Origin of the sequence: Diaphorobacter aerolatus (assembly GCF_014489535.1) — a bacterium.
Classification (GTDB): domain Bacteria; phylum Pseudomonadota; class Gammaproteobacteria; order Burkholderiales; family Burkholderiaceae_C; genus Diaphorobacter_A; species Diaphorobacter_A aerolatus.
The window spans coordinates 154,789-177,007 of sequence record NZ_CP060783.1; the positions used below are offsets into that span (position 1 = coordinate 154,789).

Consider the following 22,219-nt stretch of genomic DNA (forward strand, 5'->3'; position numbering starts at 1 on the left):
CGTTCGATACCCGCGCGCCGGCTGACACAAAGCTGTCATCTACCAAGCGGCCCCGCAATTGACTACAACATGAACAAGCGACCCGATCATGCGTGATGAGCAGAAACTTTCGGCGCATATGCAAAAACATGCGCGCGCTCGTCGCGACGGTGAGCCTCCGCGCACCGACGGCGAGCGGCTGTCGAGTCTGCGTTCGACCCTGCGCGCGTCGTCTGGTGAATGGCCGGTCAACGGCATTCGCGTATTTCTGAGTCTTGGCATCGCCGCCATGGTGATTGCCGCGCTTTACTTCGGGCGGTCGGTGCTGGTGCCGCTCGCGCTGGCGGTGCTGCTGAGTTTTGTGCTGCATCCGCTCGTCATGATGCTCAAGCGCTGGGGTGTGCCGAAGATCGTGGCGGTTGTCACCGTGGTGTCTGCGGCCCTCGTGGTGCTCGGCGTGGCAGGCGTTTTCGTCGGCAACGAGGTGCGCGGGCTCAGTGCGCAACTGCCTTCCTACCAGTCCAATATCCGCGCCAAGTTGCGTGACCTGCGTGCAGAGATACGCGCGCCGGGTATGTTCGACGGAGCCAGAAAAACCCTCGATGTGGTGCAGCGCGAGGTCGAGGCAGCCAGCGCCGAATCGGGCGCCAAACGCGGGCCAGCGGTTCAGAAGGTGCAGGTGCTTCCGACCGAGAAATCCCCGGTCGATCAAGCCCAACTGGCGCTTGAAAAGGCAATGGGGCCGCTGTCCGATGCGGCGTTGGTGCTGGTGTTCGTCATCTTCATCCTGCTGGATCGCGAGGATCTGCGCGACCGCCTGTTGCGGCTGTGGGGCAGAACCTGCACCGCGCGACCGATGCGCTCGACGAGGCGGGCGAACGCATCTCCCGTTACCTGAGCATGCAGTTGCTGGTGAACGTGAGCTACGGCATTCCGATGGCGGCGGGTCTGTGGCTGATCGGCGTGCCGGGCGCGATGCTCTGGGGAGCGCTTGCTGCCGTCATGCGCTTCGTGCCCTATGTCGGGCCAATGATCTCTGCGGTGTTCCCCCTGGCGCTGGCGTTTGCCGTCGATCCCGGATGGCAACTCGTGCTGTGGACGGTGGCGCTGATCGTGCTGCTCGAGGTCATCAGCAACAACGTCATCGAGCCGTGGCTCTACGGTTCGAGCACCGGCCTGTCGGCCATGTCGCTGATCGTCGCCGCAACGTTCTGGACGGCGATGTGGGGACCCATCGGGCTGATCATGTCCACGCCACTCACCGTGTGCCTGCTGGTGATCGGCAAGTACCTGCCGCAGCTCGCATTTCTCGACATTCTGCTGGGCAGCCAGCCGGTACTTGACGAACCCACACGCATCTATCAGCGCCTGCTGGCCGACGATGCGGCCGAGGCCAGCGAGCTGAGTCTGCAAATCGTGCAGGACAAGGACGAATCCGTGGCCGCGTTTTATGGCGATGCGGGCGTTGCGGTGCTGCGCATGGCCGTCGGGGATCACAAGCATGCGGCCACGGCCGAGCATCGTCTGCGTGTGGTCGATGGCATGGACGAGGTGCTCGACGAACTGGAAGAACAGTACCCTTCAACCCGGCAACCGGGCAGGACGCGCGTGATCAGCATGGGCGGCAAATGGGAGGTCGATCAACTGGCCGCGCGCATGGTGGCGCACTGCCTCGAAATCGACGGCCACGGCGTGCAGAACGTCAACAGCGACGTGCTTTCGAGCCACTCGGCGGTGGAGCCTCCCGAGGTGCAGCGCGGCGACGTCGTCTGCGTGAGCTGGATGTCCACCGAGCCCTATGCTGCCGCGCGCAACCTGTGCCGCCGCATTCGCCGCGCCTGGCCGCAGTCGCGCATCGTTCTGCTGCTGTGGAATCTGCCGCAGGAAATATCGCGCGAGCAGATGCGCGACCAGGGCGCCAAGCTGGGCGCCGACGAAATCACGGCCTCGCTCGACGGCGCGGTTTCGGCCGTGCGGACCTTTCTGGGAGACGCAGCGGAAGACGTGTTCGAGCCCGCACCGCTGCCCAAGAATGAGGAAAAGCGCCTCAAGGCCCTGCATGCGAGTGGCATGCTGCAAAGCGAAGCCTTCAGAAAGCTCAGCCAGCAGATGGCCAAGCGCGCTGCGGACATCTTCGACATTCCGCTGGTAGCCATCGGCGTGATCGACGACACGCATGAGCATGTGATCGCCATCCACGGTGGGCTGACGCCGGGGCAGGAAGATGAAATGCCCGCCGACAGCAACACTCCGCGCCGCTTTCAGCATTCGTTGAGCCGCGATGAGGCGCTGGGCTCGTTCGTCGTGGCCAGCGGCGACATTCTGCAGGTCGAAGACCTCAAGCACGATCGGCGCTATGCCGGAAACATGGCGTTCCGCGAAGCCGGCGTGCGCTTCTACGCCGCAGCGCCGATTCGCGACAAGGCGGGGCTGGTTCTCGGCGTGCTCGGTCTGGCCGACACCGCTCCGCGTGAATTGAACGAGCGCGAATTGCGACTGCTTCAGGCAATGGCGAACGACATCATGGAAGAGTGGAAGGGCATCGATCTGCCCGATCTGGAGATCGAGTCGCAATCGAGCTCGGCCACCCTGGGGCAGGCCGTACCGGACTGATTGCGGTAGGGCCTGTTCACACAACCCACGGGTTCGCGCGAGCCCGAGGCGTTGTGTGAACAGGCCTTGGTCAGCGTGCGCCGACCTCAGGACGCTGACGCGGCGGCAAGTCCCGCCATGTTTCGCGGTCGATGCGATACAGGCAGTGCGCGCGCAGCGCATGGCCTTCGGGCACGGCGGGGTGGTCAAAGTTGTCTTCGGCCGCGCAGCGCATGCCGAGCCGCATCATCACGGCGCGTGAGCGAAGATTGTCTCGCGCGGTGAACGCGACGATCTGCGGCAGTTGCAGGATTTCGAAGCCGACGTTCATTGCCAGCCGCGCGGCCTCGCTCGCAAAACCCTTGCCCCAGAACGGACGCGCCAGCCGCCAGCCGATTTCCACGCACGGCGAAAACGGCAGATCGGCGATGGGCACGTGCAGGCCCACAAAGCCGACGAACTGCGGCTTGGCACCCGGCTGCTGCAACCAATCCACGGCCCAGAAGCCCCAGCCGCGCTCGGCGATCAAGGCCCGGATGCGCGACGCGTGCGCATCGCTTTGCTCGCGCGCCAGCAGGGCGGGGAAATAGCGCATGACCTGCGGATCGCAGTTCATCGCAGCGAATGGTTCGAAATCGGCCTTGGTCCATTGCCGCAGCCGCACGCGATCACTGCGCAAGCTGTCCTCGGGAATCTGGGTATGCGCTGGCAGATCGAATGGAAGTGCGGTTTCCACGGGGACATGTCTCGTGAAGCAGCGAACTATTATTTGGTGCCGAAGATGCGATCGCCCGCGTCACCCAGCCCCGGCATGATGTAGCCGTGATCGTTGAGCTCGCGGTCGATGGCGGCGGTGAAAATCGGCACGTCGGGGTGCATCTTCTGCATGGTCGCCACACCCTCGGGCGCAGCCAGCAGGCAGACGAACTTGATCGAGCGCGGCTGTAGTTGCTTGAGGCGCTCCACGGCAGCGACCGCGGAGTTGCCGGTGGCGAGCATCGGATCGACCACGATGATGTCGCGCTCCTGCATCTCGGAAGGCATCTTGAAGTAGTACTCGACCGGTTGCAGCGTCTCGGGGTCACGGTACAGCCCGATGTGGCCGATGCGCGCGCCGGGAATCACGTTGAGCATGCCGTCGAGAAAGCCATTGCCGGCACGCAGGATCGAGACCAGAACCTGCTTCTTGCCGTCGATGACCTTGCCGGTCATTTTTTCCATCGGCGTTTCGATTTCCAGATCCTGCAACGGCATGTCACGCGTGATCTCGTAGGCCATCAAGGTGCTCAGTTCGCCCAGCAGACGGCGAAAGCTGTTGGTGCTCGACTCCTTCTTGCGCATCAGCGTGAGCTTGTGCTGCACGAGAGGGTGCGTGATGACGGTGACTTTGGCGGGGGTGGTGGTGCTCATGGCTGCTTTTTTTGTCCGTGCGAACTGAAATCCGGAACAGAAGTCTGCCAGAAAGCGGAGCCTGCGAGGATTTCAAGGCGGAAATTTTCGAGCGTCCTTGAGCATGATTGCATGGTCAATGATCGCCGTGCCTCCTGGCTGCGCCCCGTTCACGCGCCAGCGGTATGGGCCGTCCCCAGCAGTTGCCCGTAGCTCGCCAGGTCCACGTTTCCGCCACTGATGATCAAGCCCACACGCTTGCCCTTGAGGTCAACCCCGCCATGCCTGGCACCGGCAAACGACAGCGCACCAGTGGGCTCGACCACGATCTTCATGCGTTCGGCGTAAAAGCGCATGGCCTCGACCAGTTGCGCGTCGTTCGCGGTGAGGATGTCGCAGACGTCGCGGCGGATGATCGCGAACGTGAGGTCGCCAAGCGCCTGCGTCTGCGCGCCGTCAGCGAGCGTCTTGGGCGTGTCGATCCTCACGATCTCGCCCCTGCGCAGCGATTGCTGTGCATCGTTGCCCGCTTCGGGCTCGACGCCGAAGACCTTGCAGTGCGGCGCAAGCCCTTGGCCGCGAGCAACGTTCCCGACAGCAATCCGCCTCCGCCGAGCGGTGCGAAGAGGTAGTCGAGATCGGGCACCTCCTGCAGCAATTCGAGCGCCGCCGTAGCCTGTCCGGCGATCACGTGCGGGTGATTGAACGGTGGCACCAGGGTCATGCCGCGCTCGCCAGCAATACGCTCGCTGATGGCCTCGCGGTCTTCGGTGAAACGGTTGTAGGTGATGACCTCCGCGCCATAACCGCGCGTGGCGGCGAGCTTGGCTGCGGGAGCGTCTTCGGGCATGACGATGGCAGCCGGCATGCCCAGAAGACGGGCCGACAGCGCAATCGCCTGCGCATGATTGCCCGACGAGAACGCGAGCACGCCGCGCTTTTTTTGCTCGGGCGTGAACTGCGCAAGCGTGTTGTAGCCACCGCGAAACTTGAAAGCGCCCATGCGCTGCAGGTTCTCGCATTTGAAGAACAACTCGGCGCCGAGCAATGCGTTGGCGGTGTGTGACTGCATTACCGGCGTGCGATGCGCTACGCCATGCAGGCGTTCGGCCGCCGCGATCACATCGCCGAAGTTGGGGAGCGTGGCGCTCATGGGTGGGTCCGTTTCTTTCATCTGGATTTTCGTCTGTCAGCGCTGGATGGTGGACGCGTCCTGACCAAACAGCACCTTGCTCGATGCCGCGTCCACGGTCGGCGCAACGTTGATCGAGCTGGCCAGATCGTAGGCTCGCTGCGTCGCAGGTCGCGCCGCAATGCGCTCGAACCAGGACTTGAGATGCGGAAATTTCGCGAGATCCTGCCGCTGGCGCTCGTGCGGCACGATCCATGGATAGCTCGCCATGTCGGCAATCGAGTATTCACGACCCGCAATGAAATCGCGCCCGTCGCTCAGATGCTTGTCGAGCACACCATAGAGACGGCTTGTTTCGTTCACATAGCGCTCCGTCGCATAGGCAATCCGCTCCGGCGCGTACTGCACGAAGTGATGGTTCTGCCCCGCCATCGGACCGAGTCCGCCCATCTGCCAGAAAAGCCACTGGATGGTTTCATTGCGTCCCCGCAAGTCCTGCGCAATGAACCGGCGCGTCTTGTCGGCCAGATAGAGCAGGATGGCCCCCGATTCAAACAAGGAAATCGGCGCGCCGCCATCGGCAGGCGCCTGATCGACAATCGCGGGAATTCGGTTGTTCGGCGCGATCCTGAGAAACTCCGGCGCGAACTGCTCGCCCTTGCCGATATTGACGGGATGAATCTTGTAGGGCAGGCCGGCCTCTTCAAGAAACAGCGTGATCTTGTGTCCGTTGGGGGTGGTCCAGTAGTACAGATCGATCATGTTCGGTGTCCGCAGAAACGATGAAGAAGACTTTGTCGCACAGGCGCAAAGACATGTCATGAGAGCGGGTTTGCGGGTGCCCGATGGCAGCGGCCCGGACCGGAAGAGCCAGCCACTCGTTCCGCTGCTCCTCAGGCGGCAACAGGAATGAGCCCTGCGTCCTCCATCACCTTGCGTTCGTCCTCATGCGAAATCCAGAATGCGGCTTTCCGGGTCAAACGAGTTGGCGCCTTCCTCGTAGCGAGTGAAAAATTCCCCAATCTTTGTCATCTCACGCTCCTTGTGCTGCGCTCTCTGGCGAGCCCGCTCGCCAGAGAGCGGGCTTCTATCCTTCTACTTGCGCCCACCCATCAGACTCCCCAGTACCCCGCGCAGCAATTGCTTGCCCAGACTCGTGCCCACGGTGCGGGCCGTTGACTTGGCCATGGTCTGCACGATGCCGTCCTTTTTGCCGCCGCGCGGGCCGGTGCTGCCGAACAGGATGGTGTTGATCTCGCCCATGATGCCGCCGTCCCCAGTCGTTCCCTGTGCCGCTTTGTCTTTGAGCACCGCGGCGTTGCCCGCTTGCTCGCCTGCACGTGCGCGCAGGACCTCGTAGGCGGATTCGCGGTCCACGGCGGTGTCGTAGACGCCGGAGACGAGTGAGCTGGCCATCAGGGCCTTGCGTTGCTCGGGCGTGACCGGGCCGATCTGGCTTCCGGGCGGAATCACGTAGACGCGCTCGGTCGGGGTGGGGCGGCCCTTGGCGTCGAGAAAGCTGATCAGCGCCTCGCCCACGGCGACCTCGGTGATCGCGGCTTCGATGTCGAGTTCCGGATTGGGGCGCATGGTCGTCGCGGTGGCCTTCACGGCCTTCTGGTCACGGGGTGTGAACGCGCGCAGCGCGTGCTGCACGCGGTTGCCGAGCTGGGCGAGCACGCTGTCGGGGATGTCAAGCGGATTCTGCGTGGCGAAATACACGCCCACGCCCTTGGAGCGCACGAGGCGCACGACGAGTTCGATGCGTTCGAGCAGCGCCTTCGGTGCCTCATTGAACAGCAGATGCGCTTCGTCGAAGAAGAACACCAGCTTGGGCTTCTCGGGATCGCCGATTTCGGGTAGTTGCTCGAACAGCTCGGAGAGCATCCACAGGAGGAAGGTCGCATACAGGCGCGGCGCGTTCATGAGCTTGTCCGCCGCGAGAATGTTGACCACGCCCTTGCCCGCGACGGTCTGCATGAAGTCCTGGATGTTGAGCATCGGCTCGCCGAAGAACTGGTCGCCGCCTTGTTGCTCGATCTGCAGCAGCCCGCGCTGGATCGCGCCCACGCTGGCCGAACTGACGTTGCCGTATTCGGTGGTGAACTGCTTGGCGTTGTCGCCCACGTAGGTGAGCATTGCGCGCAGGTCCTTGAGGTCCAGCAGCAGCATGCCGTTGTCGTCGGCGATCTTGAAGACCAGATTGAGCACGCCCATCTGGGTGTCGTTCAGATCGAGCATGCGGCCCAGCAGCAGCGGCCCCATGTCGGAGATCGTGGCGCGCACCGGGTGCCCCTGGGTGCCGAACACGTCCCAGAGCGTGGTCGGGCAGGCGAGCGGTTCGGGCGTGGGCAGGCCGCGTTCCTTGAGCGTGGCGGCCATTTTCTCGCCGATGCTGCCGCTCTGGCTGATGCCCGTGAGGTCGCCCTTGACGTCGGCGAGAAACACCGGCACACCGATTTTCGAGAATTCCTCGGCGAGTTTTTGCAGCGTGACGGACTTTCCGGTGCCGGTGGCTCCGGTGATCAGGCCGTGGCGATTGGCCAGGCCGGGCAGCAGTTGGCATTGGACGGCGTCGTGCTGGGCGATGAGAAGTGGTTCAGCCATGGCGATAGATGAGAAAGTAGGGGTACGAAGTCAAAAGTAAAATCACGGGCAGTAGATTATTAAAGCAGAAGGACTCCCTGTGGCAGGACACAGCAAATGGGCAAACATTCAGCACCGCAAAGGTCGCCAGGATGAGAAGCGCGGCAAGATCTGGACCCGCATCATCCGTGAAATCATGGTGGCGGCCAGGCAGGGCGGCGGAGATGCCGATGCCAATCCGCGCCTGCGCCTTGCCATCGACAAGGCCAAGGCCGCGAATATGCCCGCTGACAACATCAAGCGCAATATCGACAAGGCGACCGGCAACCTCGAGGGCGTGACCTACGAGGAAATTCGTTATGAAGGCTACGGCATCGCGGGCGCGGCGATCATTGTTGACACAATGACCGATAATCACGTGCGCACCGTCGCTGAAGTGCGTCATGCCTTCAGCAAGTACGGTGGCAACATGGGCACCAATGGTTCGGTGTCGTTTCAGTTCAAGCATGTGGGCCAACTGGTCTTCGCGCCGGGAACGGACGAGGACAAGGTCATGGAAGTGGCGCTCGAAGCCGGGCCGAAGACGTGATCACCGATGAGGAGGGCGCCATCGAGGTGCTCACCGCGCCGGGGATTTCGAAGCCGTGAAGAACGCGCTGCAGGCCGCAGGCCTCGTGGCCGAGCTTGCCGACGTGACCCTGCGCCCCGACGTGTCGATTGCCATGGACGGCGACGATGCGGCCCGCATGCAGAAATTGCTGGATGTTCTAGAAGATTTGGACGACGTACAAGAGGTCTATCACAACGCAGAGTTGTGAAGAGGCCAAGACAAGACAATGAAAGTCCTCGTGATTGGTGGCGGCGGCCGAGAACACGCAATGGCCTGGAAGCTCGACGGCTCGCCCAAGGTCTCCAAGGTTTTCGTGGCGCCGGGCAACGGTGGTACGGCGCTGAATTCCGATTTCGTGAACGTGCCGATCAGCGATCCGGCCGAGTTGCGTGCGTGGGCGCAGAACGAGAAGATCCAGTTGACGGTCGTTGGTCCGGAGGGCCTCTGGCCGCTGGCGTGGTCGATGAGTTCCGTGCGCACGGCATGCGCATCTTCGGCCCCACCAAAGCGGCCGCGCAGCTCGAAAGCTCCAAGGCGTTCTGCAAGGACTTCATGAAGCGCCACAACATTCCCACCGCAGCCTATGAAACCTTCACCGACCCGGTGGCGGCCCATGCGTTCATCGACAAGCATGGCGCGCCCATCGTGGTCAAGGCCGATGGCCTCGCCGCAGGCAAGGGCGTGGTGGTGGCGACGACCGCGCAGGAGGCCCACGACGCAATCGATTTCATGCTCGTGGACAACAAATACGGCGTCGCTCACAACGACGGCGGCGCGCGCGTGGTGATCGAGGAATTCCTCGACGGCGAAGAAGCCTCGTTCATTGTGCTGTGCGATGGCAAGAATGTGGCGGCGCTGGCTACCAGCCAGGATCACAAGCGCCTGAAGGATGGCGATCAGGGCCGAACACGGGGGGATGGGCGCATATTCTCCGGCTCCGGTGGTGACGGCCGACGTGCATGCACGCGTGATGCGCGAAATCATTCTGCCCACCGTGCGTGGCATGGAAAAGGACGGCATTCCGTACACCGGTTTCCTCTACGCCGGTCTGATGATCGACGCCAAGGGACATCCCAAGACGCTTGAATTCAATTGCCGCATGGGCGATCCGGAAACGCAGCCGATCATGATGCGCCTGAAGAGCGATCTGGTCGACGTGCTCGCCGCCGCCGTGGAAGGCCGGCTCGATCAGGTCGAACTGCAATGGGATCGCCGCACCGCGCTGGGTGTGGTGATGGCCGCGCATGGCTATCCGGAAGCGCCGCGCAAGGGCGACGCCATCACCGGCCTGCCCGAGGAGGCTGACGACGCCATGGTGTTCCACGCCGGAACCGAACTCAGCGACGGCGTGCTGCGCACCAGCGGTGGCCGCGTGCTGTGCGTGACGGCGCTGGCCGACAACGTCAAGCAGGCGCAGCAGCGTGCCTACGACGTGGCGCGCGGCATCTATTTCGATGGGGCGCAATACCGCCGCGACATTGGCTACCGCGCCGTCAAGCAACATTCCTGATGCAGGCGTCGACACTCGCCCTGAATCCGGTCGACCGCGTGAGCAAGGTGCGCGACTACCTCGTCGATCTGCAGGCGCGGATCACGGGCGCGCTCGAAGCCATCGAGGGGCCGGTCGAGGCTGGCGGTGGACGCTTTTTGACCGACGCCTGGAACAAGGGCGCCGAGGAGCGGCTGCAAGGCAGCGGTATCACCCGGATCATGGAAGGTGGCCGCGTGTTCGAGCGTGCGGGCTGCGGCTTCTCGCACGTGCGTGGACCGCAGTTGCCGCCATCGGCCACGCAGCACCGGCCTGAACTGGCCGGAGCGCCGTTCGAGGCGATGGGCGTGTCGCTGGTATTCCATCCTCGCAATCCCTATGTGCCGACGGTGCACATGAACGTGCGCATGATCGCCGCAGGCAGGCCCGATGCCGAGCCCGTGTGCTGGTTCGGCGGCGGCATGGATCTCACGCCGTACTACGGGTTTGACGAAGATGCCGTGCACTTTCACAGGGTTTGCCGCGATTCGCTCACGCCATACGGTGACGGGCTTTATCCGCGCTTCAAGCAATGGTGCGACGAGTACTTCTGCAACAGGCACCGCAATGAGCAGCGCGGCGTGGGCGGCATCTTCTTTGATGACTTCTCTGAACCGGGATTCGATCAAAGCCTTGCCATGATGCAAAGCGTGGGCGATGCGTTTCTCGGCGCGTATGAGCCCATCGTCGCACGTCGCGTGAACACACCTTACGGTGAGCGCGAGCGTGAATTCCAGCTTTACCGCCGAGGTCGCTATGTCGAGTTCAACCTGGTCTGGGATCGCGGCACGCACTTCGGGTTGCAGTCGGGCGGGCGCAGCGAATCAATTCTGCTGTCGATGCCGCCGCTCGTGAGCTGGTCGTATCAGCGCGAGGACGGCCCCGACTCCGCCGAGGCTCAATTGACAGCGCATTTTTTGCAGCCGCGTGACTGGGTCTGAGAGCCGGTTGGCGCGATTGCCTATAATTTTTCAGCGGATGGCGACTGCAAGGCAGCGCTCATCCATCCCTTTTGTTTTGAGAGTTTCCACCGCTTGCGGGAGCAGCAGTCCTACTGCCCGAAACCGCGCGAGCGCGTTATATTGAAAACTTCATCTTCCTTTCATTGATTGAAGACCGACTGATGACTACTTCCCCCAAATCGGAATCCGCCGCCAAAAAAGACGTTACCAAGCTCCAGCGCGCCATCGTGGATGGACTGGAGGACGTCAAGGCGGTTGACATCCAGGTCTTCAACACCGAAGCGCTTTCGCCGCTTTTCGAACGTGTGATCGTCGCGACCGGCAACTCGAATCGCCAGACCAAGGCGCTGGCCGCCAGCGTGCGCGACGCTGTCAAGGAAGCGGGCTTCAGCAAGCCGCGCATCGAAGGCGAAGACAACGGCGAATGGATCATCGTGGATTGCGGTCAGGCCGTGGCGCACATCATGCAGCCCGCCATTCGCCAGTACTACCGCCTTGAGGAAATCTGGGGCGACACGCCCGTGCGCCTGAAGCTCGGCGCTGCCAAGCCGCGCCGCGTGACGGCATCGGAAGATGCGAGTGCCGAGGGCGGCAAGAAGAAGCCTGCTGCGAAAAAGACTGCGGCTCGCAAGCCGTCAGCCGCAGCCAAGCCCGCTGCCGCCGCTGCAAAGAAGCCAGCCGCCAAGTCTGCGGCCAAGCCCGTGGCGGCCAAAAAAGCCGCGCCGCCCGCCAAGTCGACAGTCGGCCGCAAGAGCGCAACAAGCGCAAAGCCAGCCGCCAAGAAGGCTGTGGTGAAGACCGTGGTGGTGAACAAGCCCACGAACACCAAGAAGGCTTCGCCTGCGGCCAAGAAGCCTGCCGCCAAGAAGGCTCCGGCCCGCAAGGCACCTGCGCGCAAGGCTTGATGAGCGCGTTTTGGATGCGTTGAACAAAAAAGAGGTTCTGCTGCTGTGAACGCGGCAGGCCTCTTTCGCTTTTCGAAGGCAGGGCAGGAATGAAGATTTTGATCGTCGCCGTGGGACAGCGTGTACCCGATTGGGCACAGACGGCCTACGACGACTACGCCAAACGCTTTCCGCACGAAATCAAGGTGGAGCTCAAGGCGGTGAAGACCGAGCCACGCGGCTCGAAATCACTGGAGACGCTGTACGCCGCCGAGCGCGATCGCATCGAGGCGGCCATTGGGCGCGGAATGCGCATCGTGGTGCTCGACGAGCGCGGTGCCAACCTCACGACGAAGGCTTTGGCCCAACGCCTGAAGGACTGGCAATTGGGTGGTGACGACGTGGCGCTGGTGATTGGCGGCCCGGATGGGCTCGATCCCGCATTCAAACAGGCAGCGCATGAAAAGATTCGCCTGTCCGATCTGACCTTGCCGCACGCGATGGTGCGCGTGTTGCTCATCGAGCAGTTGTACCGTGCCTGGTCGGTCAACGCCGGTCATCCCTATCATCGCGAGTAAGAGTCGTCGCTCCGAATACCCCTCACGTTTTTCACTCGCGTTTTTCTTTTTTGCCATGCCCGCCTTCATTTATCTCGCGTCCCAGAGTCCTCGTCGCCGTCAGTTGCTCGAGCAGCTTGGTGTCCGCCATTCATTGCTGTTGCCCAACGAAGGCGATGATCAACAGGAAGACGCCGAGGCCATCGAAGCAGTTCTGCCCGGAGAATTGCCTCTTGACTATGTGGAGCGCGTGACCGGTCTGAAGCTCGACGCGGCCGTGGCGCGCTTGGAGCGCCGCGGGCTTGCGCAGGCGCCGATTCTTTGTTCCGACACGACCGTGGCTCTGGGCCGCAGGATCTACGGCAAACCGGACGACGCCGCCGACGCCAGGCGCATGCTCGGCGAGCTGTCCGGCAATGAACACCGCGTGCTGACCGCCGTGGCGCTGCAGGTGGGCAACAAGCGGCTGACAGCGTTGTCGGAATCTCGCGTGCGATTCGCCGTGATGACGCAGGCGCAGATCGATGCCTACGTGGCGAGCGGCGAGCCCATGGGCAAGGCCGGCGCCTACGGCATTCAGGGCCTGTGGCGCAGTACGTGTCCCATTTGAATGGCAGCTACACCGGGATCATGGGACTGCCGCTCCATGAAACCGCGCAGTTGCTGCGCGCTGCGGGTGTGCTGGCGATCTGATATTTGGGAATTGCTTACTGCAACGTGTGATTCGCGAGCCGCGTGGCGTCGGGAATATGGATGTCGCGCTTGTCCATGCGAATCAGGCCCTCGGCTTCGAGTTCATGCAGCACGCGTGAAAAGTATTCGGGCGTGATCGACAGCCGCGAGGCAATCGTGGCCTTGCTCACCGGCAGCGAGATGTTCAACGTGCGCGTTGCGTTGGCACCTGGCTGGGTGCCGCAGCCGTTGCTTGACAGTGCCATGGCGGCGGCGTCTTCTGCATCTTCTGGCAGGGAATTGAGCAGGTAGCCAATCACGCGCTGCATGCCGCTGTGCAGTGAGTAGGCCTGCACGTCGTGCACCAGCCCATGCAAACGGCGCGAAATTCCGGCGAGCATGCGCATGGCAAAACGCGGATCGCTTTCAATTTCGCGCACCACGGCGGCTTTGCCAACGCTCAGCATCAGCGAATCTGCCAATGCCTGTGCGTTCACGATGTAGGGCTTGTCGGTGAACATCAAGGCCTCGGCGAAGGTGATGCCCGGACCGGCGAGTTCGATGATCTTTTCCTGACCTGCGGGCGAGAGCGCGAACAGTTTGATCTGACCGCTCACCGTGACGTGAAACTCCTCGCAAGGCGTGCCGACGCGAAAAACAGTATCGCCCGGGAAAATCGGCGCAGGCGGCAGCCCGTGGCAAGGCGCTGCAATTCCGCGCTGGTCATTTCCTGAAACAGGGGAAGCGCTGCCAGATATCGCGGGATATCGAAGTTCTTGGTATCCATGTCGGCATTTCTTGAGTTTGGCACCGGATTAGAGTTTCTTGCGCTCGCGCCTGACGTGACTTGAAGCAAGGGTTCCCATTCGCGGGGCAAAGTTTATGGGCGGGTCAATTCCGCATACAGGCGTGCAAGTCGGTGATTGAGCTCCTGTGGTCGATGGATCAATGTGTAGCTGTGCGAGCCAAAGAGATAGGGCAGGTAGTCATGTGCCGTCGCATCGATGGTCACGCAGAATGGCGTCAATCCGGTGCTTCGGGCCTCGTGGATCGCGTGGCGCGTGTCCTCCAAGCCATAGCGGCCTTCGTAGATGTCGAGATCATTGGGCTTGCCGTCGGTGAGGATCAACAGCAGCCGCTGCCGCTCCGGCCGCCCGGCAAGGCGTTGCGTGGCATGGCGGATTGCCGCGCCCATGCGCGTGTAGAAGCCGGGCTTGATGGCCTGCACGCGCGCCTGGCTCAGCGGGCCCCAGCGCTCCTCAAAGCCCTTGAGAAACTGGATGCGCACATGGTGGCGGCGCACCGACGAAAAGCCGAGCATCTCGAACGCATCACCGCTGGCGCTCAGGGCCTCGCCAAACACCTGCAGCGAATCGCGGATCAGATCGATCACGCGCGCGTCGGGCGTTGCGTAAGCGTCGGTCGATTGTGAGAGATCCGCCAGCACCAGACTGGCGAGGCTGTGGTGGCTGCGGCGGCGTTGAATGTAGATCGGCGGTGTCGCGCTTGGAGGCGCCTTGAGGGCGCCGCAACGCGTCTCGACCTCGTGGCGAACCCAGCCGTCGAGGTCAATTTCATCGCCGTCGGTGCAGCCGCGAAGGCGCTGGGTGCCTGGCGAGCCAGATCCAGATGCCTGCGCATGCGCCGCGAAATCGCGCGCAGGCGTGCGTCAGGCGGGTATGGCCGCGCTTCTTTGCTCACCACCAGCTGCACGGCGCAGTGATCTGCCAGCAACCTGCCTTGCCGCCAATCCCATTCGGGAAACTTCATGCCATTGCCGAGTGGCTGGTCGTCGTGGGCGGCGCTGGGCAGATCAAGATCGAACTTCACGCGCGAGGCGATGGAACTGCCGTCATTCGCGATGGCGATTTCGTCCATGTCGTTGGCCGCTTCAAGCTGCTTGCCATCGTCTTCATCATCGTCCGCCCGGTTGACCTTGGTGAATTCTGCCCACGAAAGAATCGATTCGGCGCGAAAGAACATGACCAGCGGCGCGCCATTGCGTTCGTCTTCAACGCGTTTTGCGGCACGCCGACAGGCATCGTGCATTGCCTGTCGGGAAGAAGGACTTTCGGGTTGAGTCTGTGACTGGCGGGTGGCTGGCGAGTCGGTGCCTTCGCCGCGTTCGGGCAATACCAACCACATCCACACCGGGGCGACATCCTGTGGTGTCAGGGCCCGGCCCGTGGTCGAGACGAGCTGATCGCGCAAGGCAAGCTGTAGCGCAAGCTCGGCCCTGGCCTGGTTACCACGCAGGGTAGAGAGTTTGGGGCGCTCGGCCAATTGCGCATCCAGCAGTCGTCCATGGGCCGTGCGAAGACCGGGAAAGCGGCGTAGCGCGCGGGCGCTCGCGAGCATGTTGCAGTTCAGCCAGTCGGTCCCGGGCCGAAAGCACGCAGCCAGCGCGGCCAGCCACAGATAGAGCGCGCGGTTGAGTTCCGATTCTTCGAACAGGCTGATCTGCGCGGGCAGGGCAAGCGTGTCCTGTTGCCAGATGCCCAACTGCGCGCTGCTGGCGCTGCCCGCCACGAACTGCAGCAGTGTGCGCGGCCCCCCGTGCGTGTGCGCCCGGCCTGCGCGATGCGTGTTCCCGAGTCGCCGCCACCGGCACGAAACAGCAAGCCGATGGTGCGCTGCATGTCGCTGAGACGCACGGCGGCGTGCGGTGCGCGCGGCTCGGCCACGCTGGTGATAAAGCGGTGCCATTGGCGTCCAACCCATTCTTCCATCGTGCGGCTTTGCTCCGTCGTCCGCCGTTCAATCCGCCATCACCGCGGTCACCAGCGTTGACAGGGCTTGGACGGTTTCGGCGTCGTCGGTGAGCGCATCGACGATGGCCGCGTGGCAGGCCTTGGCAAGCGGCACGCCGCTCGCAGCAAGGCGCGCGGACATCACCAGCAGACGCGTGCTGACGGTTTCCTCGAGATCCTGTTCCGTCAGGCGACGCAGGGCCTGCGCGAGCGCGATGAGCTGGTCGGCGCTGCGCGCGTCCACGCCCGATTCGCGCAGCAGGATTTCTCGCTCCACATGAGCCTGCGGGTAGTCGAATTGCAGCGCCACGAAGCGCTGGCGCGTGCTGGGCTTGAGGCCTTTGAGCACGTTCTGGTAGCCGGGGTTGTAGCTGACCACCAACATGAAGCCGTCGGCCGCGTGCAGCTCTTCGCCGGTGCGTTCGATGGGCAGCACGCGCCGGTCGTCGGCCAGCGGGTGCAGCACGACGGTGGTGTCCTTGCGGGCCTCGACAACTTCGTCGAGATAGCAGATCGCGCCGCGCCGCACGGCGCGCGTCAATGGTCCGTCGGACCAACGCGTGCCACCGTCGCTGATCAGATGTCGGCCCACAAGGTCGGCCGCGCTGAGGTCGTCGTGGCAGCTCACCGTGACGAGTTCGCGTCCGAGGCGAGCGGCCATGTGTTCGACGAAGCGGGTCTTGCCGCAACCCGTCGGCCCTTTGATGAGTACCGGCAGCCGTTGCCGGAACGCGTGCTCGAACAATAGGCATTCGTCGCCCGATTCCGCGTAGTACGGCGGAGCAGGTGCGCACAGAGGTTGAGCCACGCCGTGAAGTGGCGGCAGGTGCATTGTTTCGCTGTGGTCCATGATCGTGGCTCCTCTGGCGTCAGGCTGCCTGCACCTGCGGCGTGGGCGTGGGTTTCACCACCGCGCTTCTGTCATCGGGCAGCACGGGGAGCCCTTGACGAAGAAGCTCGCGAAGTAGGTGAGCTGGCCCACGAGGAAAATCACGCCGCCGCCGACACGCGTCCAGTAGTAGCCGCGCAGCAGATCCTGTGTGGCCATGAAGCCCATGGCGTTTTCGGTCGGCAGGCGCTGCACCCAGACCTGATGCGCTCCGGCTGCCGTGAGCGCCAGCACCATGATCGACATGCCGGTGGTCATGATCCAGAAGCTGCGGATTTCCAGACGCTGGGCTTCAGGGCTGTTGGCGAGGCGACCGCGCAATTGCGGCATGGCGTAGCTGATCAGCGTGATCACGACGAGCACGTAGGCTCCGTAGAACGCAAGATGGCCGTGTGCCGCCGTGATTTGCGAACCGTGGGTGTAGTAGTTCACCACGCTCAGCGTGTGAATGAAGCCCCAGACGCCCGCGCCAAGGAAGCCCACGACGGCCGTGCCGAGTGCCCAGACGATGGCCGCCTGATTCGGATGCTCGCGGCGGCGCTGCTTGACCATGTTGAACGCAAACAGCGTCATCATGAAGAACGGCAGGGGTTCGAGTGCCGAGAAGATGCTGCCGACCCATTTCCAGTAGCCGGCATGCCGATGAAGTAGTAGTGGTGGCCGGTGCCGAGCAGGCCGGTCATCAGCGCGAAAGCGATGATCACATAGAGCCACTTGTCGATCACCTCGCGATCCACGCCGGTGACCTTGATGAGCACGAAGGCCAGCAGCGCGCCGAGAATCAGCTCCCATACCCCTCGACCCAGAGGTGCACCACGAACCACCAGTACATCTTGTCGCGCACCAGATTGTGTGGATTGACGAAGCTGAACAGGAACATGAGCGCCAGACCCACAGGCCCAGCATCAGCACTACCGACACGCTGGTCTTGCGGCCTTTCAGAATGGTCATGCTGAGGTTGTAGAGAAAGCCGAGAGCGACGACGACGATACCGACCTTGGTGGGCAGCGGCTGTTCGAGGAACTCCCGGCCCATGGTCTGCAGTAGATCGTTGCCGGTCAGCTCGGCCAGCCGCGCATAGGGCAGGGCCAGATAGCCGACGATGGTGAGTGCGCCCGCTGCAAGAAAGATCCAGAACAGCGCAATTGCCAGCATCGGGCTGTGCAATTCGGTCTCGGCCTCTTCGGGACGATGTAGTAGCCCGCTCCCATGAAGCCGAACAGCAGCCACACGATCAGCAGATTGGTGTGCACCATGCGCGCAATGTTGAACGGGATGTAGGGAAAGAACAGATCGCCGATCAGGTATTGCAGGCCAAGCGCAACGCCGAACAGGATCTGGCCCGCGAACAGCAGCATGGCTGCGATGAAGTACAGCTTGGCAACGGATTGACTCTGGTATTTGAGAACTGGATTTTTCATGGCTGTGGTCCTTCTTCAACCTTCGATGTTGGGCGGCCAGTTTTCGGTGTTGATCTCGCCGGTCCATTTGAGGAATTCGACGAGATCACTGGTCTGTTGCTCGGTCAGGTTGAATTGCGGCATCTGTCTGCGGCCCGGTGAATGCGAAGGCATGGCGCTCATCCACGCCTTGATGAAGTCGGGCCCGCGGCGCTTGTAGACGTTGCCGAGTTCGGGGGCGAAATACGCACCTTCTCCGAGCAGCGTGTGGCAGCCGATGCAGTTGCGGGTCTCCCAGATCTTCTTGCCGGCCACGACGGCTGGCGTGATCTCGTGCGCATGGGAGCGCTCGGGGATGCGGCGTTCGCTGTCGAAAATCATCGCTGCGAAGAGCAGCGCGAAAAATGCGGTTCCGCCGTAGAACATGTTGCGGGCCATCTGTTTGGTGAACCCGCTGGTTTTCTGGCTCATAGGTAGCCCTCCATCGATCCTGAGGGCTTGATGGTCGTTTTCCTGCCTGGCTTTGTAATTGAACCCGTTCAAGAAATGAAGCGGGTCAAAAAAATGATAAGCAAAACCGTGGCGAGCCAGCCCAGCACGGCGCGCCGCCACAACCTGGGTGCCTGGAGCAACTCCATGAAGTCGAGCGCGATCACGACGCCCTTGAGCGCCGAGAGCGCGAGCACGATACCGGTAGACACAAGACCCAAACGCAACGCGGCGGGGTCTTCTGCGAGCCACCATGAACTCAACGTGGTGATGATCAAAATCGCCCATGCCAGATGGATGCGGCGGGTTGCATTGGCGTGTTCGTTACGGAGTGGCATGCGGATTCAGACCAGGAGGTAGACGAGCGGAAACAGCACGATCCACAGCAGATCGACCATGTGCCAGAACACGCAGCCGGATTCGAGCGCATTGCAATCCTGGGCGTTGTAGCGGCCCCGGGATACCGGGTGCAGCAACAATGCGAAGATCACACAGCCCGCGACGACGTGCATGAAGTGAAACCCGGTGAGAATCGTCCAGAGCATGTAGAAATCGTTGCTCGCAAAATCGACGCCCGCTTGCCATTTGTCCATGTATTCGCGGGACTTGAAAAACAGGAATCCCAGGCCCAGCAATAACGCCGCGCCAAGCCAATGCGTGGCCGCGCGGTGTCGACCCGCGCGCACATTGGCAAGCGTGTGGGCGGCGCAGGCGCTTGCGCTGATCAGCAGCAGGGTATTGATCGCTCCCACCGTCTGGTCGAGGCTTGCCTGACCAACGGCGAATACCACGGGCTGCATCAGCTTGGTGAACGCGAAGGCCAGAAACAACAAACCAAAAGTAGCTAGCTCCAGTCCCACGAAGAACCACACCACGAGATCGCCCGGCAAGCGGCTGGGCGGTTCCTCGGGATTGCGGACGCGCGTTTTTTCAGGGGCGCACGACTCAATGCGAGGTTCCTTCGCTGCGCATGATCTTGTTCCACACGTTGTATTTGCCGACCGGTTTGCTCATGGGCAGGCGCTTGATTTCCTTGAAATTGCTCGCGTCATAGACGATCACCGCTCCGTCCATTTCCCAGAGACTCGCGAGCGCGTATTTGCCATCGCGCGTGAACTCGACGTGGGCGAGCGTCTTGCCGGGCTCCTTCACCTGTGCGACCACCTCGAGCGAGCGCTTGTCGATGATGGTGAGCGTGTCCTTGGCGCTCTTGCTCATCATCGAATCGGTCCATGCGTAGGGCGTGTTTTCATGGCTTCGCATGAAGAAGCCTGGCCCCGGCATGTGCAGCGTGCGCACGGGTTTCCAGTTCTTCATGTCGATCACGTCGACGTCGCCCGTGCCGAGATTGGGGCTCGCCAGAACGGTGGTGCCGTTCCAAGCGAACGTGATGCCCGAGCCCAGATGCGGCATGCCAGCCAATGGCAGATCGGCGATCTTGCGACGTACATCCAGATTGACGACCTGGGCCGTGGCCTGGTTGTTCCTGCTACCGTCGGCCTCGTCCCGTTTGGCGCGTGTGGCACCGAGCACGTGGCGATAACCCTGGTCGAAGAAGAAATCGTCAAGTGGCTCGTCAACCAGCGCGCGGCGCACGCCCAGATAACCGGGGCGCGCGATGGCCTCGCTCATCTTGTAGTCGTGCACCAGGCCGTCGTGGATGGGTTCGGCCTTGAGGTCGTAGGAGATTTCCCAGATTTCCGGGATGTCCTTGAATGCCACCACGAAGCTGTTGCGCGGCGCCGCGTCATACACGGCAGACACGCGCGAGCTGGCCTTGCCATCGCGCGTGCGGGCTTCGTAGGTGCGAACCAGGTTCAGGTCGCCGTCGAACAGGGCCAGCGTGTGCGGCAGGTAGTTTGCTGCCATCACAAAGCGGCCATCGCTGCTCACCGCCACGTTGCGCATGTTGAGGCCCGCCCGCACCTCAGCGACCACGCGCAGTCGCCACAGATCGTATTTGGTGATCCAGCCATCGCGCGAGCCAAAAAAAACGTAGCGACCATCGGGTGTGAATTTGGGGCCGCCGTGCAGCGCGTAGCGCAAGGCAAAGCGCGTGATGGCCTCGAAGCGATCGCCGTCGAGCAGCGAGACATGGTGGTCACCGCCTTCGACCACGACGAACAGGTTCATCGGATCGGCATTCCAGGCCGGTGTGGCGGGCTCATCTCTGGGCGCTGGATGAAAGATGCGCGATGCGGTGATGTCGGCATCGTTCCAGCGCGGCGGTGTCGCTGAAGGCGTGCGTATCCACGCAGCCAGGGCCTTTATCTCCTGCGGCGAGAGTTGTGCGGAAAAACCGGGCATCTGTGTGGCGGTGCGCCCGCCTGTGATCACACGCAACACCTCGTTGGGTCGGCTGCGCTCAAGGCTTTCGGGCAGCAGCGCCGGACCCATGCCGCCGGTGCGGTCAACACCATGACAGACGGCGCAATGCTGCTGGTAGAGACCGGCTGCATGCGGTTGAAGAGTCCCGTCGTTTGTATCGATCATCTGCGCCTGGACCGGCAGGCTGAGCCATGCCACGGCCAGCAGGGAAGCGGCCAATGCGAGCGTCAGCAGCAGGGAGGGCTTGTCGGGTCACGCATGGTGGATCGCAATCGTGCGGTTTCGGGTTGCCGGAGAAACGGGCGCGGTGATGCGAGGCGACACGCCGATTTCGTCGTCGCTCAGATAGCAGCCGGGATCGTCGGACCATGGATTGCCCGTGATCTGCTGGGCGCGTACCCGGGTGTTGCCGTTGCAGATGTCCAGATAGCCGCATTCGGCGCAGCGTCCCTGCACCGGGCGCGGGCGCTGGTTCAGGCCGGCCATCAAAGGATCACCCATGTCCTTCCAGATGTGCGAGAAGGGCCGCACACGCACGTTGCCGAGATCGTGGTGCCACCACATGGTGTCCGGATGCACATTGCCGAGGTTGTCGATGTTGGCCACCATCTGGCCGCTGGCGTTGCCGCCCCATGAAACCAGACGCTTGTGCAGTTCGCCGGCCCACTGTGGCATGTGGCGCTGCACCCAGAGCAGCAGATAGACGCCGTCGGCATCGTTGTTGCCGCTCACGAATTCCTCGGCACGTCCGTCGCGGGCCGATTGCCACGCGTGGTCGAACAGCAGATCGAGCGCCTGGCGGGTGGCAAGGTGATTGGCGTCCTTGGCGCGATGCACATTGCCGCGACCGGCGTAATTCAGGTGCGAGAAGTAGAACTTCTGCGCCCCTTCGTGACGCATGAGCTGCAGCAGCGCGGGAAAATCTTCGGCGTTCAGCGACGTCATGGTGTAGCGCAGTCCCACCTTGACGTTCAACCGGACGAGATGACGGATTGCTGCAAGGCTTTTGTCGAACGCGCCGTTCATGCGCCGAAACTTGTCGTGAATGATGCTCAGACCGTCGAGGCTGATGCCGACGTAGTCGAATTTCGATTCGGCAACCCGTTGTGCGGTTGCCTCGTCGATCAGCGTGCCGTTGGTGGACAGACCGGTGTAGAAGCCGAGCTTTCGCGCATAGTCATGTATCTTGAACAAGTCGGGGCGCAGCAGCGGCTCGCCACCCGAGAGAATCAGCGCGGGCACACCAAAGCCACGCAGATCGTCCATGACCGCGCGGACTTCGTCGGTCGAGAGACCGCCCGTGTATTCATGGTCAGCGGAGAAGGAGTAGCAGTGCTTGCACGTGAGGTTGCAGCGGCGGATCAGATTCCAGATCACTACCGGGCCGTTCGCCCTGCGATCCTCCGCGTGGGGTACCGGCCGGTGTCTTCGGCGGCCTTGAGTTCTCGCATGTATTGGCTGATACGGAACAT

Annotated in this window: 19 protein-coding genes and 6 pseudogenes; 8 read left to right on the forward strand and 17 right to left on the reverse strand. The window is 62.6% G+C overall.

From position 1 onward, the window contains the following. The first annotated feature begins 118 nt into the window (after nucleotides 1-118). Complete coding sequence (locus tag H9K75_RS24490) at nucleotides 119-877, forward strand: AI-2E family transporter (protein ID WP_264293935.1); 759 nt, start codon at nucleotides 119-121, stop codon at nucleotides 875-877. Continuing rightward, entirely contained in the window at nucleotides 808-2,592 is a 1,785-nt protein-coding gene (locus H9K75_RS24495) for an AI-2E family transporter (RefSeq protein ID WP_264293936.1), read from the forward strand. The genes H9K75_RS24490 and H9K75_RS24495 overlap by 70 nt, the downstream gene beginning before the upstream one ends. 70 nt (nucleotides 2,593-2,662) lie before the next feature. Here the strand turns inward: H9K75_RS24495 and H9K75_RS00775 are convergent, their stop codons facing one another. From H9K75_RS00775 to H9K75_RS00795, 5 genes and pseudogenes are all read right to left on the reverse strand, one after another. Continuing rightward, nucleotides 2,663-3,307, reverse strand: a complete 645-nt coding sequence (locus tag H9K75_RS00775) for a GNAT family N-acetyltransferase (protein WP_226858439.1) — start codon at nucleotides 3,305-3,307, stop codon at nucleotides 2,663-2,665. A 29-nt stretch (nucleotides 3,308-3,336) separates the two neighbouring features. After that, nucleotides 3,337-3,981, reverse strand: coding sequence for a uracil phosphoribosyltransferase (gene upp / locus H9K75_RS00780; protein WP_187724397.1), 645 nt, complete (start codon nucleotides 3,979-3,981; stop codon nucleotides 3,337-3,339). 149 nt (nucleotides 3,982-4,130) lie between these two features. After that, nucleotides 4,131-5,134, reverse strand: a pseudogene (locus tag H9K75_RS00785) (threo-3-hydroxy-L-aspartate ammonia-lyase). 15 nt (nucleotides 5,135-5,149) lie between these two features. After that, nucleotides 5,150-5,854, reverse strand: a complete 705-nt coding sequence (locus H9K75_RS00790; RefSeq protein WP_187724398.1) for a glutathione binding-like protein — start codon at nucleotides 5,852-5,854, stop codon at nucleotides 5,150-5,152. 333 nt (nucleotides 5,855-6,187) lie between these two features. Beyond that, nucleotides 6,188-7,699 (reverse strand): helicase HerA-like C-terminal domain-containing protein, encoded by a 1,512-nt coding sequence (locus H9K75_RS00795; protein WP_187724399.1) that lies wholly within the window; start codon nucleotides 7,697-7,699, stop codon nucleotides 6,188-6,190. A gap of 79 nt (nucleotides 7,700-7,778) precedes the next feature. Here H9K75_RS00795 and H9K75_RS00800 point away from each other — a divergent pair. The 6 genes and pseudogenes from H9K75_RS00800 (at nucleotide 7,779) to H9K75_RS00825 (ending at nucleotide 12,912) form a co-directional block, all read left to right on the forward strand. Beyond that, nucleotides 7,779-8,496, forward strand: a pseudogene (locus H9K75_RS00800) (YebC/PmpR family DNA-binding transcriptional regulator). Between the two features lie 18 nt (nucleotides 8,497-8,514). Then, nucleotides 8,515-9,798 (forward strand): annotated as a pseudogene (gene purD, locus H9K75_RS00805) (phosphoribosylamine--glycine ligase). Next, complete coding sequence (hemF, locus tag H9K75_RS00810; RefSeq protein ID WP_187724400.1) at nucleotides 9,798-10,757, forward strand: oxygen-dependent coproporphyrinogen oxidase; 960 nt, start codon at nucleotides 9,798-9,800, stop codon at nucleotides 10,755-10,757. The pseudogene purD and the gene hemF overlap by 1 nt, the downstream one beginning before the upstream one ends. A gap of 182 nt (nucleotides 10,758-10,939) precedes the next feature. Then, nucleotides 10,940-11,683 (forward strand): ribosome silencing factor, encoded by a 744-nt coding sequence (gene rsfS / locus H9K75_RS00815; protein ID WP_187724401.1) that lies wholly within the window; start codon nucleotides 10,940-10,942, stop codon nucleotides 11,681-11,683. 89 nt (nucleotides 11,684-11,772) lie between these two features. Continuing rightward, nucleotides 11,773-12,240, forward strand: coding sequence for a 23S rRNA (pseudouridine(1915)-N(3))-methyltransferase RlmH (gene rlmH / locus H9K75_RS00820; protein WP_187724402.1), 468 nt, complete (start codon nucleotides 11,773-11,775; stop codon nucleotides 12,238-12,240). A gap of 55 nt (nucleotides 12,241-12,295) precedes the next feature. Beyond that, a pseudogene (locus tag H9K75_RS00825) lies at nucleotides 12,296-12,912 on the forward strand (Maf family protein). Between the two features lie 14 nt (nucleotides 12,913-12,926). Here the strand turns inward: H9K75_RS00825 and H9K75_RS00830 are convergent. From H9K75_RS00830 to nirJ, 12 genes and pseudogenes are all read right to left on the reverse strand, one after another. Beyond that, nucleotides 12,927-13,678 (reverse strand): annotated as a pseudogene (locus H9K75_RS00830) (Crp/Fnr family transcriptional regulator). Nucleotides 13,679-13,771: 93 nt separating this feature from the next. Continuing rightward, nucleotides 13,772-14,338: a nitric oxide reductase activation protein NorD gene (locus tag H9K75_RS23275; RefSeq protein ID WP_226858440.1), complete on the reverse strand. Its 567-nt coding sequence runs from the start codon at nucleotides 14,336-14,338 to the stop codon at nucleotides 13,772-13,774. Beyond that, a complete protein-coding gene (locus tag H9K75_RS23280) occupies nucleotides 14,281-15,420 on the reverse strand; it encodes a hypothetical protein (protein WP_226858441.1) in 1,140 nt (379 codons plus the stop codon). The genes H9K75_RS23275 and H9K75_RS23280 overlap by 58 nt, the downstream gene beginning before the upstream one ends. A 228-nt stretch (nucleotides 15,421-15,648) precedes the next feature. Further along, entirely contained in the window at nucleotides 15,649-16,491 is an 843-nt protein-coding gene (locus H9K75_RS00840) for a CbbQ/NirQ/NorQ/GpvN family protein (RefSeq protein WP_187724403.1), read from the reverse strand. Nucleotides 16,492-16,545: 54 nt separating this feature from the next. Next, nucleotides 16,546-17,106, reverse strand: coding sequence for a cbb3-type cytochrome c oxidase subunit I (locus H9K75_RS24975; protein WP_319016861.1), 561 nt, complete (start codon nucleotides 17,104-17,106; stop codon nucleotides 16,546-16,548). After that, the gene (locus tag H9K75_RS24980; protein ID WP_319016862.1) at nucleotides 17,103-17,354 is read right to left on the reverse strand and encodes a hypothetical protein; all 252 of its coding nucleotides are present in this window, start codon (nucleotides 17,352-17,354) and stop codon (nucleotides 17,103-17,105) included. The genes H9K75_RS24975 and H9K75_RS24980 overlap by 4 nt, the downstream gene beginning before the upstream one ends. A gap of 234 nt (nucleotides 17,355-17,588) precedes the next feature. Beyond that, entirely contained in the window at nucleotides 17,589-17,951 is a 363-nt protein-coding gene (locus tag H9K75_RS24985) for a cbb3-type cytochrome c oxidase subunit I (RefSeq protein ID WP_319016863.1), read from the reverse strand. Nucleotides 17,952-17,966: 15 nt separating this feature from the next. Beyond that, entirely contained in the window at nucleotides 17,967-18,401 is a 435-nt protein-coding gene (locus H9K75_RS00850) for a c-type cytochrome (RefSeq protein ID WP_187724404.1), read from the reverse strand. Nucleotides 18,402-18,469: 68 nt separating this feature from the next. Beyond that, complete coding sequence (locus H9K75_RS00855; RefSeq protein ID WP_187724405.1) at nucleotides 18,470-18,757, reverse strand: cytochrome C oxidase subunit IV family protein; 288 nt, start codon at nucleotides 18,755-18,757, stop codon at nucleotides 18,470-18,472. A 6-nt stretch (nucleotides 18,758-18,763) separates the two neighbouring features. After that, nucleotides 18,764-19,309: a cytochrome c oxidase subunit 3 gene (locus tag H9K75_RS00860; RefSeq protein WP_226858442.1), complete on the reverse strand. Its 546-nt coding sequence runs from the start codon at nucleotides 19,307-19,309 to the stop codon at nucleotides 18,764-18,766. A 55-nt stretch (nucleotides 19,310-19,364) separates the two neighbouring features. Further along, nucleotides 19,365-20,912, reverse strand: a complete 1,548-nt coding sequence (locus tag H9K75_RS00865) for a nitrite reductase (protein WP_187725854.1) — start codon at nucleotides 20,910-20,912, stop codon at nucleotides 19,365-19,367. Between the two features lie 87 nt (nucleotides 20,913-20,999). After that, nucleotides 21,000-22,219 (reverse strand): annotated as a pseudogene (gene nirJ, locus H9K75_RS00870) (heme d1 biosynthesis radical SAM protein NirJ).